10 protein-coding genes are annotated in these 14700 nt (G+C 39.0%); 2 read left to right on the top strand and 8 right to left on the bottom strand.

The genetic code is table 11. The features are described 5' to 3' along the window. Positions 1 to 230: 230 nt before the first annotated feature. From eda to FGD67_RS05025, 6 genes are all read right to left on the bottom strand, one after another. Positions 231 to 854 (bottom strand): bifunctional 4-hydroxy-2-oxoglutarate aldolase/2-dehydro-3-deoxy-phosphogluconate aldolase, encoded by a 624-nt coding sequence (eda, locus tag FGD67_RS05000; protein ID WP_257173960.1) that lies wholly within the window; start codon positions 852 to 854, stop codon positions 231 to 233. A 2-nt stretch (positions 855 to 856) separates the two neighbouring features. Then, positions 857 to 1825, bottom strand: coding sequence for a sugar kinase (locus tag FGD67_RS05005; protein WP_257173961.1), 969 nt, complete (start codon positions 1823 to 1825; stop codon positions 857 to 859). A gap of 61 nt (positions 1826 to 1886) precedes the next feature. Continuing rightward, positions 1887 to 3185 (bottom strand): MFS transporter, encoded by a 1299-nt coding sequence (locus FGD67_RS05010; RefSeq protein ID WP_257173962.1) that lies wholly within the window; start codon positions 3183 to 3185, stop codon positions 1887 to 1889. Next, a complete protein-coding gene (locus tag FGD67_RS05015) occupies positions 3182 to 3562 on the bottom strand; it encodes a cupin domain-containing protein (protein ID WP_373567843.1) in 381 nt (126 codons plus the stop codon). The genes FGD67_RS05010 and FGD67_RS05015 overlap by 4 nt, the downstream gene beginning before the upstream one ends. A 50-nt stretch (positions 3563 to 3612) precedes the next feature. Next, positions 3613 to 5769 carry a heparinase II/III family protein gene (locus FGD67_RS05020; RefSeq protein WP_257175072.1) on the bottom strand — a complete coding sequence of 719 codons (2157 nt, stop codon included), beginning with the start codon at positions 5767 to 5769 and terminating at the stop codon, positions 3613 to 3615. Positions 5770 to 5867: 98 nt separating this feature from the next. Further along, positions 5868 to 8138, bottom strand: coding sequence for a chondroitinase-B domain-containing protein (locus tag FGD67_RS05025; protein ID WP_373567844.1), 2271 nt, complete (start codon positions 8136 to 8138; stop codon positions 5868 to 5870). Positions 8139 to 8597: 459 nt separating this feature from the next. Between FGD67_RS05025 and FGD67_RS05030 the strand changes: the two genes are divergently transcribed. Then, the gene (locus FGD67_RS05030; RefSeq protein WP_257173964.1) at positions 8598 to 9335 is read left to right on the top strand and encodes a FadR/GntR family transcriptional regulator; all 738 of its coding nucleotides are present in this window, start codon (positions 8598 to 8600) and stop codon (positions 9333 to 9335) included. An 838-nt stretch (positions 9336 to 10173) separates the two neighbouring features. Here the strand turns inward: FGD67_RS05030 and FGD67_RS05035 are convergent. Continuing rightward, complete coding sequence (locus FGD67_RS05035; RefSeq protein ID WP_257173965.1) at positions 10174 to 11061, bottom strand: NAD(P)-dependent oxidoreductase; 888 nt, start codon at positions 11059 to 11061, stop codon at positions 10174 to 10176. Between the two features lie 177 nt (positions 11062 to 11238). On the opposite strand from FGD67_RS05035, the gene FGD67_RS05040 reads away from it, so the two are divergent. After that, on the top strand, positions 11239 to 11379 hold the full coding sequence (locus FGD67_RS05040; RefSeq protein ID WP_257173966.1) for a hypothetical protein: 141 nt from the start codon (positions 11239 to 11241) through the stop codon (positions 11377 to 11379). A gap of 464 nt (positions 11380 to 11843) precedes the next feature. Here the strand turns inward: FGD67_RS05040 and FGD67_RS05045 are convergent, their stop codons facing one another. Then, complete coding sequence (locus FGD67_RS05045; RefSeq protein ID WP_373567875.1) at positions 11844 to 14636, bottom strand: TonB-dependent receptor; 2793 nt, start codon at positions 14634 to 14636, stop codon at positions 11844 to 11846. Positions 14637 to 14700 lie beyond the last annotated feature (64 nt).

The following is a 14700-nucleotide window of genomic DNA, read 5'->3' on the forward strand; positions in this document are numbered from 1 at the left end:
ATCCATGTTCATACGCCATAAATCAACTCATATCAATAAGTTAAACTTCATTGAAAAGAGTAAAGCACGCAAGTCGAAACAATTACATAGCAAGCTCAGCAAGCTAGAGAGAGTATCTTTGCAGTCTAGCAGAGTAGTGGGATGGTATTGGTATTTAGCAGTAGTGCCTAAGTGTGTTCTCATAACCGAGGTTACTGCTCATTTACATCTACAGCTTCTAGAGCTGCCTGTTATAGAGTGGTTTGTGCCGCTTTACAGGCTTGCGTGATCTTCGTCCACTCTTGGTTCGCAACCCAATCAGGTGAAGCAATCCAAGTGCCGCCTACAGCAAAAACATTTTTTAATGCCAAATACGCTTGTTGATTACTTTCATTTATGCCACCAGTAGGACAAAAAATAATATTGTTAAAAACAGCAGCCATGGCTTTTAAAAATGGTACGCCGCCAGATAGCGAGGCAGGAAACAGTTTCAGTTCTCTATAACCATACTCTTTCGCCAACAGAATATCTGAAGCAGTAGACACGCCGGGTAATACAGGCACTGTGCAGCCGGATAAATGGCTTAACAGGTTATTTGAAATTGTCGGCGTAATAATAAAATCGCTACCAACATCAAGTGCCTGCTTTAAAATATCCGCGTCAATGACCGTACCTGCCCCTACCTTTAAAGCCGGTAACTCTTGCTTAAGCGCCTTAATAATATCAAATGATGCTTCAGTTCTTAGTACCACTTCAACTAAGTGTATACCTGCTGCGGCCATAGCTTCCCCGATGGCTAGTCCTTGTGACACTGAACTTGCTTGAATAATGGGTAATAATGTTTGCTTTCCCATCAGGGTGGAAAATGAAGTCATAGTCAATCCTTATTAAATTTTGCCACAGCGGCAAGCTGAGCTTTGATAAATACACTAAATTCCTCAGCTGGTGTAATCGCACCTCGATGCTGTATAACAAAACCAGCCGCTTTTGATGCCAAGGTGATCGCATCGTTTACTCCATAGCCTTCAATACGTGCACCAAGATAAACACCATTAAAAGAGTCGCCAGCAGACGTGGTATCAACTACGTTTGCGACAGGTGTTATCGCAAATTCAGTGCTGACGCCATCAACCACAACTAAAATACTTTGCTCACCGTTTTTAATCACTAATTCACTAACTTGGAAGGGTTTACAGTAATCGTAAACTTCAGCAACACTGGTCATGCCAAATAACTGCTCAAAATCATCAACACCAGGTAACGATAAGTCTGATTTATCTAATGCTAAGGCAAATTGTGCTTGCGCCTCTTCAGGACCGCTCCACAAACGTGGTCGATAGTTAGGATCAAAGACAATCTGTACGCCTGCCGCTTTAAGCTTGTCAATTAAAAGCCAAAATTCAGCTCTCGCTGCTGGCTCAATAACGGCTAAAGAAATGCCAGAAAAGAAGAACATGTCGCCTTTTGATAACTGCTCAGTAGCAACATCATCAATATGTTGCATGACTTGACGAGCCGCTGAGTTTTCGCGCCAGTAAGTAAAACTGCGCTCTCCTTGTGCATCCAGCTGAATAGAATATAAACCTGGAATTCTCGTTGCTGATTTAAAAACTAGATCAGCAGCTATATTTTCACTTTCAAAGTACTGGATCATAGCAAGGCTAAACTGGTCTTTACCTACCGCTGTGACTAAATTTACCTGCACGTCGGCAAAAGTACGTTTTAAATACACAGCAGTGTTAAAAACATCTCCAGCAAATGATTGCTGCATGGTATTGGATGACTGTCCTTGTGAAGCGGACATCAATTCAATCATGCATTCACCGAATAAAAAAATGTTTTTCATGTACAAACCTTATTAACTTTAATTAAATTTTTTCGATAATAAGCTATCGACTACTGAGTATTTATTGCTTAGCTTTTAATGGTTCAACTTTCGGAATAAGTAGCCAAACAGCAGCCATGGCAATAATTGCTAATGATGCGCCAATAACAAATGCTGGTGTATAGTTTCCATCAGCCGTCAAATAAGGCACCAAAGCGGTTAAGCCTAAAGCGCCAAGTTTTGCTGCCATACCCGAAAAGCCAGAAAGCGTACCAACCGCTTTTTTACCAAATAAATCACTAGGTAAGGTTTGAACATTACCAATAGCAGTTTGAAAACCAAATAAAATAACCGCCATAATAAGTACTGCCGTTGTTGGTCCGCCTGGATTTGCCATTGCTAAGAGTGCAGGTAGCATAATAAGACAACCAAGTGTGATAGTGAGTTTACGCGTTTTATCTGTGTTCCAGCCGGCTTTAATACGATTTTGCGCAAGTAAGCCGCCAAACCAAGCACCAAACATAGCACCAACGTATGGCACCCATCCATAAATACCAATAGATTTAACATCCATGGCATACACTTCATTTAAATAAATTGGGATCCAGAAAACAAATAACCACCAAATAGGATCAATAGCGGCAGAAGCAATAATAACGCCCCAACTTTGTTTATGAGCAAGTAACTCCTTGGTTGACGGGTTATATTCTTCTTCGTCGCTGCCACTTTCAGCTTCAGTGTTTCTCTGGCCCGTTAAGATATATTCGCGTTCTTTGTCAGTGATCCATGGATGTGATTTTGGTGGCGCTTTAACCAGAATAATCCAAGGAATGAGCCATAAAAAACCTAGCATACCAATGACAACAAAAACCATTTGCCAGCTAAAATAAACCGTTAAATAAGCGATCAACGGAATAGCAATAATACCGCCAATAGCCGCACCTGAGTTAAAAATACCTTGGGCTAATGCACGCTCTTTAGTAGGGAACCAATCAGCATTACTTTTTGCCGCACCTGGCCAGTTACCCGCTTCTGCAACACCTAAAATAGCGCGAAAAATACTAAAGCTAAGTACGCCTTGGGCAAGAGCATGAGCCGCTGTTGCTAGCGACCAAACACCAATGGATAGTACAAATCCTAAGCGTGTGCCTATCCAGTCAAATATCTTACCAAATATTGCTTGACCAAAGGCATAAGATAAAATGAACACAATCGAGATATTGGCATAAATTTGTTTGCGTTCTAAAGCACTTTCGTCAGGAAATAATTCTTCAACAATGTCTGGCCAAAGTACGCTAAGTGCTGAACGGTCAATATAATTAATCACCGTCGCAAGTGCGATTAGCAGAATCACCCACCAGCGTAAATTTTTTATTTTCATGAGCTGCTTTCCTGATTGTCAATATGGTCAAAAGCACCAGCTTCAACAAAGTCTTCTCGGGCCGGGCTAAAAGTATCAATTAAAATCCCCCCCGTTGGGCACGTTGCGCCGTGATCCGCATGCGGAGGCATCATACAGCTATCACCGGCCTTTAATATTTTAGTAACACCGTCAATGTTAAAGTGGAATTCACCTTCAACAACATAAGTCACTTGAGAGTGTCTATGGGCATGGTTGTAACCAATAGCGCCTTTTTCAAACCAAATTTTAACCGCCATCAGCTCGTGGTTGTAACCTAACATTTGACGTTTTAATCCACCGCCAATATCTTCAATTTCTGTTTCATTACCAAATGAAAAATGTTCACTTTGACTCATGATGCTTCCCCTACTACTTATTTTATTTATATATTTAATGGTTTAACTATTTAATTGTTAATTTCGAATAATTTAAAACGGCCATTAAAACGATATTTAGCGCCGTTAAATACAAAGCTATTTGATTGCTTACCTTTAAAATTCTTAGCAGCATTAAAGGCTAAGACATAACGCTGCCCACTTGTCACTGCAAGTTCAACAACATCAATATTATTAATTTTTTGATGTGACAGCTTTTTTACCTCACTGACCGCTGAAACGGTAAATTCCTTTGAGGGATTATATTCACCATGTGGTTCTAAAACGCTGACAAAGGTATGATTTATCGCATCACTTTTACGAGTAATAAAGGCATTTTCATTACGTAAATTAAACAGCGGATCATTAGCACCAATTTGGGTAAACAGCACCGAACTGTCGCCATCCATAATGGCCGAATGCGTATAAAAACGACCATTTTCATTTAACCAAGTAATTTGCGATAAGCCCGCATCGGGTTGCGCTTGTGCTTTCAACCATAAATGTTGATAACCATTTTCTTTACCTAATACCGGTAAACTGGTTAATTGCGTAGCAAGTTGAAAATTAGTGCTAATAAGTTGACCTTTATAATGCACAGGTAAGTCGTATTGATGCGACTCGGCTGATGTAACCTGAAAAACATCAATCACAAATGATTGTTTTTGCTCTAAATTTGAACTTGAGCTTGAGTTTGAGTTTGAGTTTGAAGGTAAATTAACCAGTGCGATAGTTCGCGTTAAGTCAACACCGTCATAAACACTAGCAATATGTGCTGCGCTAATGGTGACATGCTGCTCTTTTGCAAAGAAGATCAGCTCAGGATGATTGGCATTACCTTTTTCCACATCACCATTAAAATGTGTTGCTTGGTCAACAACCACCGTATTATGAGCGATCGTTTGTTTAGCCCAGGTTTTATTTTCAGGTAAGTAACGACCACCATATTTCGCTTCAACATTTAAAAAGCGTGCTGCACCATAGTCAGAAACTATTTCTTCGCCTTTATCATAAAATTGCCAGGTTAACTTATCAAAATGTCCGTGTCCTAGCCCTTGAGCTGCGGGTTTAAATAATACCGCTTGTTCACCTGCTACATTTTGACGCATGATGACTAACGCGCCTTGTTTACCATCGTTACCATCGCCAAAAGCGACTGATTTAAAATCATAAGGCTGTGCTAGTTTTTTATCTAATGCTTGCGCTACTTTTAGGCCATCACCGGTTAGTAAAATTTGCTTTTGTTGTTTAGCAATATCCAGTAAGCCTTTATCACCCGTTAAACCATAAGCAATAGCGACACCGTTAACTAATTCAATGGTATCTATACCTTTGTCTTTAATCGCATCATTAATAGGAAAGAATAACTGGTTATAACTCAACTGAATTGTGGTATCGATGGCTTTTAACACGATACCATTACGATACTGAAAAATTTTACGCTCTGGTTGATTGGTTTCTATCGCTTTGGCAAAAGTAACAAACGGCATTAAGGCATAACGCTGATAGTATGGGCCTTCGTTGTAATAACCTTGCGGCGAGAATAACTCATCTAATTGCTTTAAAAATCCGCCCTTGCCTGATTTATCTAAACCGTAAAGTGCTTGTTCAACCCATTCAGGTTCAGCCAATACGTAGCCGGTCATACCAACCGCAGCGGTTGTCCATGTTCCGTGATTATGCACTTTGTTAAAAGTTTCCGGCGAGTCTACCGATAAAAATTTAACCATAGGACGAAATAGTCCGCTCTCTATCTTGTTTTTTTCTGCTGAGCTTAATGATGCTAAAATCAGATCATAAGCTTGGCTGGTATACACTAACCACACCGCTTCATTTAAACTTTGCCAAAATAATTTTCCCGGGTTTTGCTTACCCACTTTTCTTGCCGGATGCAAAGGTAATGTCGGATAGAGCTCAGCATACGTTAATAACATATCACGAACATAACGGGCATAACGCTCATCTTGCGTTAACTGATAAGCAATACCGCCATCTTGTGGCATAGGGACGGTAATTGGCTCAGCCATTTGCTGATCGATAGCGGCTTTATTAGCCGTAAAAGTTGTTTTGAATTGCCCTTCGACATTAATAGCTGCACGCATGTTCGTTACATCAGCAGAAGTAATCACTAGGTTAGGACTTGTTTTAGCAATTGCTGTTTGACTGGTCGTCAAGCTAGCAACAAACATAAGCCCCACAGTGGCCTTGAAAACAGCGGTGAGTTTTTTCGACAAGGGCTTTATTGATTTAATTATGGTAGTTGGCATAAAAAAGCTCATAAATATCCTTACAACGATTGCTGGTTATTTGAAAGTACAGCGGTATGAGGACCTTGCGCATATAACTCTTCAATGCTTGGCGCTGCTGTTTTATTAAAGCTATTGTTTTTAACTACCGTTTTAGGCTCACCAACGGTATGTTCTATAACAACAACGGCGCTATTATCAAAAACATTACTTTCAATATTCGTGACTTGTACGCCATGTAAATAAAGGCTTGCAGCAGCTTTATTACGCTTACCTTTACTACTGTTTTTAACGGTATTATTGCTCATTTCAAAATGTGGACCAAAGGTGCTTTCATCTGTGCCGCCACGATATAGGTTCACTAAAGCACCTTGTACTTCATCAAAGCTATTACCCTTTAAGGTAACGTATTCTGCGTTGTAAATGCCTAGATCTTCAATTTCCTTATTCAAGCGCAACACGTCACCGGTAATATGAGTAAACTGGTTATTCGTTAATTCAATATAATCAGCGAAGGCACCGCTGCCTGAATCAAAGAAATGAAATGAATGATTAATATCAAGCGCACTCACTTTACTGTTACGCATTACAAAGCGATAGTTATCAACCATGCCCCATTTTTGTGAGCGAATTAAACTGTTACCTGCAGCGTCAGGGCTGTTACTGCCACTAAAGTCTAGACCATCAATAGTTAAACTGCCGCCATCAGAAATTTGAAACAATGTTGAACGTTGAAAAGTAACTTTTGCCATTCCTTGGTGTTGAGCTTTAATTGATAAGGTTTTATTAATATCAATCATCTTTCTCACATCATACTTCCCATCCGCTAACAGCAAGATATCACCCTCGCCTGCAGCAAGTACGGCATTAAACAAAGCATCGTCTGTTGCGGCTACTTGAATAGTTTTTCCCGACTCAAAGGCAACTAAGCTATCTTTTTTTGCATACCAGCGCGGACCTGTTGCTGACTTGGCGATAGGCGTAAGAGATTTTGGCGCACCTTTATTAGCAAACTTACTATCAACAGGATAAAGCAAGCCATTGGCGGCGCGCTTCAGTGCTATTTTTTCTTGGCTAATGCCAGCTGTTAACTTTTCATCTGCTTTAGTATTCGCAATATTGCCTTGAAAACTAATACCACTGACATCATCAAATAAAGTAAAAGGTTGTTGATCATTTTCATTAAAAATTAAATTGTTTTCCATGGTAGAGCTTATCGGTACCGCTGATCTTTCCGCATCGCTACCCGCCGCTAATTGCACATGAGCAACATTGATCAAACTATTATTTTCAACCAGTGCATTTTCAACTTGATGATAACGATTAATTTTCGAATTTGGTACGCCGTTCATTACCGTAAAACCACTACCAAAACGATAACCAGTTAACCCTTCAATATAGTTATTTCGAACTATTTGGTCTTTGTTGATAACACGAATACCACCGGTATGATCAACGCCATTGCCAAAAAATACATTTTCAGAAATGACGTTACCATTTCCATGGCGTAGCGTCAGTGTGCCTCTTGATTCAAAAAAGACATTATTACGTATGTTATTTTTGCCTGATTTAACTGAAATTATTTCCACCTCACCATCACAGCGATCAAAATAATTGTTTTCAACTAAAGTGTATGAATTAGATAAAGAATAATGGCTGGTGCCAATACGTAATGTTTCACCACCATTAGAGCCGAAAATAGGACGTGGACCAAAATAGTTATGATCTATTTTATGATGATTTTCTTGACTATTTTTACTATCAAGACGAACAGCAACCGTAACGCCTTTATTGCGCTTACCTGCTAAGTAATTGTGATCAAAACGATTATGCTGGCCATAAATAGCCACCCAATAATCTGATTCGCGTTTATCTGGGTTATTGTAATTATCAATAACCACTTCAGTTACCCGAGAATGATAAGCTAAAGTTGCTTTGTTACTTCTAAATGCGATTACCGCACTGCTCGGTGTGTAGCCATCTTTAAAAACTAGCCCTGAAACAACTAAATACTGACCCGCTAACCTTAAATTTGATTGGCCTGTGAGTAAAACCTTACCCTTAGTTTGAGCTTTTAGTGTTATCGGCTGTTGTTTCGTTCCTTCACCTTTTAGTAATATTTCAAAATTATGCCATGTGCCATTGGCGAGTACGATATCATCGCCTGCCTTCACTTTGCTTAATATCTGCTCATAGGCTTGCTGATCTGCTACTAGCCATTCTTCAGCGGCTAATGACTTCATTGTTAATATGCAGCACATTAGTGAAATGATACATGACATTATTGGTCGAGATATTTTAGCTGGGTTCATAAACTAACCTATGAGGTAATATTTAAAATAACGTTAATATAATCGGCTCAATAACATTAAATTAACCTAATTAAACGGATTCACTATGCTCAACTTTATTAGCTAAACAAGGTAATACAAAGTAAAGCAGTCAAACTTAACAGCATGACAGCAAGCGTAATACAGAATGCTTAACAATACTGATTTCAATCTCTTTAGCTTAAGCTAGTATGATTTAACCAACTCACCAAGCAATTGTCAACCAAATTACATTACCAATAAAAAGATAAAAAAGAAAACTGGTAACAACAAAGTAAAGTAATTAATACGTCCCTTTATACCAAAACTATAAAAATCACTATACCAAAAAATGAAAAAACAACTTAATTAGGCGTAATAATTTTGCTAAGGGGTAAAGAAAGCGATATGATATTTATTATGGATGTGAAAAATAATCAGTATATTAGTTAAGGAAATATTATGAGCAGCAACCGTAGGCTGTTTTGGAGCATTGTAGATAAAATAGAAGCCTTAATTGACTCTGGCGCATACTCTGCCGGTAGTCGCTTGCCACCTGAGCGAGAATTAGCTGAAACTTTTAATGTCAGTAGACCGACTATACGTGAAGCTATTATTGCATTAGAAGTTCGAGAAAAAATTGAAGTAAAAACCGGCTCAGGTATATATGTACTGAAACCGGCTAATCAACTGGGCGCGCAAAACAAGGTTAATGCCTTTGAGGTTACTCAAGCTCGTGCCTTAATTGAAGGCGAGATTGCAGCTATTGCCGCCACAACTATTACTGAAGATGAATTAGTTCGTTTACATCAAACCTTAGTAGACATGGAAAATAGCCAGTTCATTGCTGCTGCAGATAAAGAGTTTCATCATATCATTGCCAATTCCACTCGCAATAGTGCCTTGATGCTCTCGGCACAAAACCTGTGGAAGTTGCGCTCTTCAACACCGGAAATAATCAAAGATTATGACAGTGTTTGTAGTAAAGATAATTCTAAAACTCTGGCTGAGCATAAAGAAATATATTTTGCGTTAAAGTCAGGAGATTCGACACAAGCAAGACTTGCAATGCATAGCCATTTTAACCGGCTAATAAACGCTTTATTTGATGCAGTAGAAACCAGAGCTTTAGAAGAAATTAAGCAGAGGAATAGCGAAAAGCGTGGCTTATATTCAATTCCAAACTCGGCTCATATTTAACTAAACCCATCGACTGTCATGCCATTTTCTGATCTCTTTAACTGAGATCAGAAAACTTAATTTTTTCCCCCGAATAATAACGAACTCATTTCATTTTTTCTCATTCCTCATCGCTATTTATTACCCTCGATAATTATCTAATACCTAAAGCCTAGCTTAAGACTTAACTTACGGCTTAACTTCAGGCCTAACTTATACCAGATTGATTAAGTTCTTTCCCACTCAGCGAGAATTAAAAGGCTTAAGGCACAGGTTCATAGTTCCAGACTGAAGCTTAGTACCTACATCCATACAGGCAAGGCATTGATTGAAGATAATGGTTATTCTCGACAACGGCTCCTGCGTTGTTCTAATGACTCACATCCCTGTGAGCACCTTGTCAAAATCAATAACGCAGTATGTAAAGCTTTTAAAATCGAGCTCTGGGAGCTTTCTCGATATCCACTAATATCGTTAAATTTATTTTATTTAGAGTGACTAAACCGAAACAAATTCGCCTTGTTTTTGAACATCGAGAAGAGCGCTGAGTGGGAACAAACTTAATAAACTTGGTATAACAGCGCACGAAGCGCTAACTATCTATTGATGGCTAAAATACAGTGTAGAATGGTATGAGTCAGAAAGAATTAAAGCGTTGTACATCAACTTTACCCCACGTTCTTATTTTGAAGGTAAACGTCCCGGATAGCCTTGAGCTGTCATTATTGCTCGGCAGTTAAAATAAAGTCATTATTTGATATTGATAGAAAAGTAAAAAGCTTAATAGAAAAAAGCTTCTTACGAAGCTTTTTATTTATTCATTAGATCTCAATACTCGCTTGAGATTAGCGCTATAACGTTATAAACGAATAACGTCTAGTTCACGAAAGTAGTCAAAAATTTCAGGAACATTACCTTTCCCCATACCGGCATCAACTGCCGCTTTAAGATTAGCAGAAGTGCCTTCTGCAATTTGTGCACGAGTACCTAAGTCTTTAACCATTTCAAGGAAATAGCCTAAATCTTTGTTGGCATTATCAATCGAAAAACCTAGATCACTTACACCATCAACCGCATAGTTTTTACAAAAGCCCATAAAAGGTGAGTTAGATGGACCTGTCGACATAATGTCAAAAAGCTGTTGGCGATCAACGCCGGCTTTGTCAGCAACAGCGAAAGCCTGTGACATAGCAGCGACAGTTGTCATTCCCATAAAGTTATTGATTAACTTAGTCGTATGACCTGCACCTAGAGCGCCTAAATTGAAAACATTCTCACCTTGCATTTCAAGAATAGGTTTTACTTTTTCGAATGTAGCCGCATCGCCAGATGCCATAATATTAAGTAAACCATCTTTTGCATGTGCTGGTGTACGGCCTAACGGAGCATCAATCATTCCTGCGCCTTTTTTCGCAAGATCGGCACCGATTTTACGCGTAGAAGCTGGGATAGATGTACCAAAGTCGATCAGTACCGCACCTTCTTTAATACCGGCTAAAATGCCATCTTCAGCATAAATTAGCTTTTCAACAACCGTTGAAGTAGTAAGGCAAAGCATCACAATATCACTTGCTGCTGCCAGTTCTGCAGCTGAGTTAGCTTCAGTGGCACCACGAGCGACAACAGCCGCTACCGCATCTTTATTAAGATCCATTACAATCGGTTCAAAACCTTTCTTTTGTAAATTTTCAACCATGTTGCTGCCCATAAGGCCAAGGCCGATGAAACCTATAGTAGGTTTTGTCATAACTAGCTCCTAAATATATTGCTATATGTATATTTGCGTGTGTAATTGCTCACCCCTCGGGTGGGCCTGCTAATTTATTTATATCAGATAGAAAGCTCATTTAATAAGTAAGTAACTGTCTGATATAATTAATTTTTTGCGCTAAAGTTTTAGCAGCTAAGCGTTTAAGGGAGCTGCATGCAAACAATGGCACTTGCTCCTGTATTTAAGGTCTCGGTCAACAGCGATAAAATTGTTGAGTTTCCTAGTCACTTAACACTTAACCTAGTACTAAAACCAAGCGTAATTTTGGTAATAAAGCACCATGTTATTGGCTAAATAAAGCCACTGTATCTTTGTAATAAACCCATGTTGCCATTGAACTGAGCCTTTATTAGGCAAGCGACTTAGTTAACTAAAACCGGTAACATCAAGACGTACAACATACTAACCAAAACAAGAGCTAGTGTCAACCAATCAACAACTATTGGTAACAACAACAAAACCAAAAACACTCATCAGGTAAATAACCAATGATAAAGCTGTTAATTAGATTTTTATCTCGAAAAAAAACAATATTTTGCTTTATTCATAAATGCCCTTACCAATACTTACTGTACGTTCATTACGCTTAGCATGACTTTTTCTTTCAAAAAAAACGCAGTATTTAAACGAATAAATACTGCGTTGCTTTGATGTAATAAAAGGTTAACTTAAGAACCGTAGTTAATCAGTATTCTATAACTCAATGGTAAACAACTTAACAAATCAACGACCAACTAAGTTACTTATTGTTGATTTAATTAAAATTTAGCACGAATACCAATGGTGTAACGACGATCAGCTTCAGTGTATTTCCAGCTACTACCTAATTCAGATTTAAAAATAGAAGGTTCGCCAGTAATGTTGGTTGCATTAGCCACTAAAGTGAAATTCTCATTGATATCCCAACTTGCTGATAAATCTAGCTGGCCTCTATCATCACGATAGTTATTACCGTAAACAGAGTCATCTGCACCAATAGCACCTGTAGCATCAATAGATTCAACACGTTTTTCATCTTCAGTATCTAAGAAGCTATCACGGTAATTATAAGCTAAGCGAGTAGACACACCTTCATACTCCCAAAATACCTGTAAGTTGTAAGTATTTTTAGAGATATCTAATAAAGGATTGCCGTTAGGTTGCTCACTATCTGCATAGGTGTAGTTAGCACTGACACCTAAACCCGAAAATGCACCCGGTAAGAAGTCAAAAAATTGTTGATAACCGATTTCAAAACCTTTAACTTTACCATTTTCACCGTTAGTATCTTTCTCGGTATCAATACCGGTTAGGCCAGCATCACGCAATGCGGCAACATGCGCTTCACCTTCGGCATTATTTGCAAAATCAGACGCGCTTGAAAAAACTAAATCGCTATTGTTAATGCCTGCGGTATTAAGCTGACATACATTTTCCCATTCCGTTACGTTTTGTCCTGATGTTGCACTGTTAGCCACACAAGTAGACTCAGTACTTAAGAAAGACTCAACATTTTTGTAAAACACGGCAAACGACACCATGTTACCTTGACCAAAGTAATGCTCAACAGATATGTCATATTGAGTGGCACGGAAAGGTTCTAAATCAATTGCTCCCTGATTGGCGGTGACAATTGAGTTATCGATGTCAAATGCAGGACTTAATTGACCAAAATCAGCACGGCGCATGACTTTTGCTGCAGCGAAACGAACAATAGTATCGCCCGTAACGTTATAGGTCACGTTCAAGCTCGGTAAAAAATCACTATAATCATTTTTACCATTAACCTTTTCTCCATCACGAATAACCGCTGATTCAAGATCTGTTTTAATGTATCGGCCACCTATAATCGCGGTAATATCATCAAAATCTAAATGTGCTGACAAATAAATCGCAGTAGTATCTTCAGTAATATCACGATAGGCACCTTCATTTTCTTGCAGGTTATCCGCTAAGCTACCGGTAGTCGCCAAGTTAGTACCGACCAGTAATTGTTGCAGTTGCGTATAAGCATTACCAGGATTAGATAAACCATTGAAGTTTGCGTAAGTTAATAAATCGTTTTGGCCTGACAAGCCCAATTGATCAAATGAATTTGCATGGTTAATGGTTGTAAAACTATTGGGGAATGCAGCATTATAATCATCAATCCATAAGGTCGCTAATGAGCCGTCAGCATCATTAAGGGCATTTTTGTAGATGTCTTTTATTTCTTCTTTATATTCTTTATAAACATATTCACGTTCAGTGACACGAATACCGGCTTTTAATGCAGATACCCAATCAACGCCGAGCGGTTCATCAATCGTGATGTCAAAACGTGCTGCCGTCTCATCATTATTGGTTATTTTCTCTTCGGTCTTAAAAGTACGTAACGCTAAGTTATCTGCACTGGTAAATGCTGCGGGATCTGAATGAATGATACTAGGGAGTTTATCGCCGGATTGAGAGAAAACACCATCATATGTGTGCGTATTACCGGTTGAACGCTCAATAGGTCGTAGGGTAAATTCAGAATCAGGTCTAAAGCTTTCGGAAGAAGCTACCGCAACTTCACCAGAAATCATAATACCGTCTGAAATCGTCCAATCACCACCAAGCGCATGTGAAAAAGAGTCTGTCTCACGAAAATCACTATAGGTTTTAGGAATGGCAAAATCATTGGTTAAGGTATAGTTATTCAGTTGGCCGTTGGCATCTTGAGTCGTATTCGCATCAGTTTGTAGCGATCCACCTACGGCAATAATTGAACTACCATTTTGTTCACCTGAACGTTTTGTGCCATTGAGATCAAGATATATCATGCCATCACCAGACTCTGGAGCCCATTGAAGTGATAAATTTAGTGCACTACGTTTACGGTTTTCAACATATTGCTCTACCGTATGCTGATCTCTAACAATAAAATTTCCACTTTCGGTATTAGCAGTCATGCCATCAACATCGATATCTTGAGGCTTAATACGGCTAAAAAACTCATCTTGTCTAATTTCACGATCTTGGAAAGATAACATCGCCAGGGCGCCAAATGTACCGGCATCACCGAGGTCCCAGTTATTACCAACTGAACCACTAAATACAGGTGCCCAGTTTTCAGTTTTATCCGCATACTCTCCATCAAGGGAAAACGCTGCCGTTAACTTTTCTAACTCTAAAGGACGAACCGTTTTCAGGCTTACTGTGCCGCCTAACGCGCCTTCAATCATATCTGCTGTTGGCGATTTGACAACTTCGACCGCTTTTAAAAAACTTGATGGAAAATCTTGCAGGCTTATGCCATCACGTGAGTCGCCTATTGTAGAGCGACCATTTAATTCCACGCGATTTTGCGGCAAACCACGAATAGAAACACTATCACCGACACCAAAATCAGTATTGATTGATACACCGGTTATACGTTGTAGCGCTTCAGCGATATTATTATCAGGTAATTTGCCGATATCTTCCGCGACAATAGCATCAACAATTCGACCATCGGTACGTTTAAGAAGTGCAGCGGCTTTAAGGCTACCAAGCATGCCTTTAACTTCGATAACTTCAATATCATCGGTTTTTACTTGCTCTTCAGCCATCGCTGAAAATGGTAATGCTAAGCCTAAGCAAGCAATAGATAAATTATTGCGAATATTTTTTGCT

Source organism: Colwellia sp. M166 (genome assembly GCF_024585285.1).
Taxonomy (GTDB): domain Bacteria; phylum Pseudomonadota; class Gammaproteobacteria; order Enterobacterales; family Alteromonadaceae; genus Cognaticolwellia.

Coding starts and splice junctions, on each gene's coding strand:
- FGD67_RS05035 (WP_257173965.1), bottom strand. CDS start 11,061: ATGACAAAACCTACTATAGGTTTCATCGGCCTTGGCCTTATGGGCAGC.
- FGD67_RS05020 (WP_257175072.1), bottom strand. CDS start 5,769: ATGTTTGTTGCTAGCTTGACGACCAGTCAAACAGCAATTGCTAAAACA.
- FGD67_RS05025 (WP_373567844.1), bottom strand. CDS start 8,138: ATGAACCCAGCTAAAATATCTCGACCAATAATGTCATGTATCATTTCA.
- FGD67_RS05040 (WP_257173966.1), top strand. CDS start 11,239: ATGCAAACAATGGCACTTGCTCCTGTATTTAAGGTCTCGGTCAACAGC.
- FGD67_RS05045 (WP_373567875.1), bottom strand. CDS start 14,636: ATGGCTGAAGAGCAAGTAAAAACCGATGATATTGAAGTTATCGAAGTT.
- FGD67_RS05010 (WP_257173962.1), bottom strand. CDS start 3,185: ATGAAAATAAAAAATTTACGCTGGTGGGTGATTCTGCTAATCGCACTT.
- FGD67_RS05015 (WP_373567843.1), bottom strand. CDS start 3,562: ATGAGTCAAAGTGAACATTTTTCATTTGGTAATGAAACAGAAATTGAA.
- FGD67_RS05030 (WP_257173964.1), top strand. CDS start 8,598: ATGAGCAGCAACCGTAGGCTGTTTTGGAGCATTGTAGATAAAATAGAA.
- eda (WP_257173960.1), bottom strand. CDS start 854: ATGACTTCATTTTCCACCCTGATGGGAAAGCAAACATTATTACCCATT.
- FGD67_RS05005 (WP_257173961.1), bottom strand. CDS start 1,825: ATGAAAAACATTTTTTTATTCGGTGAATGCATGATTGAATTGATGTCC.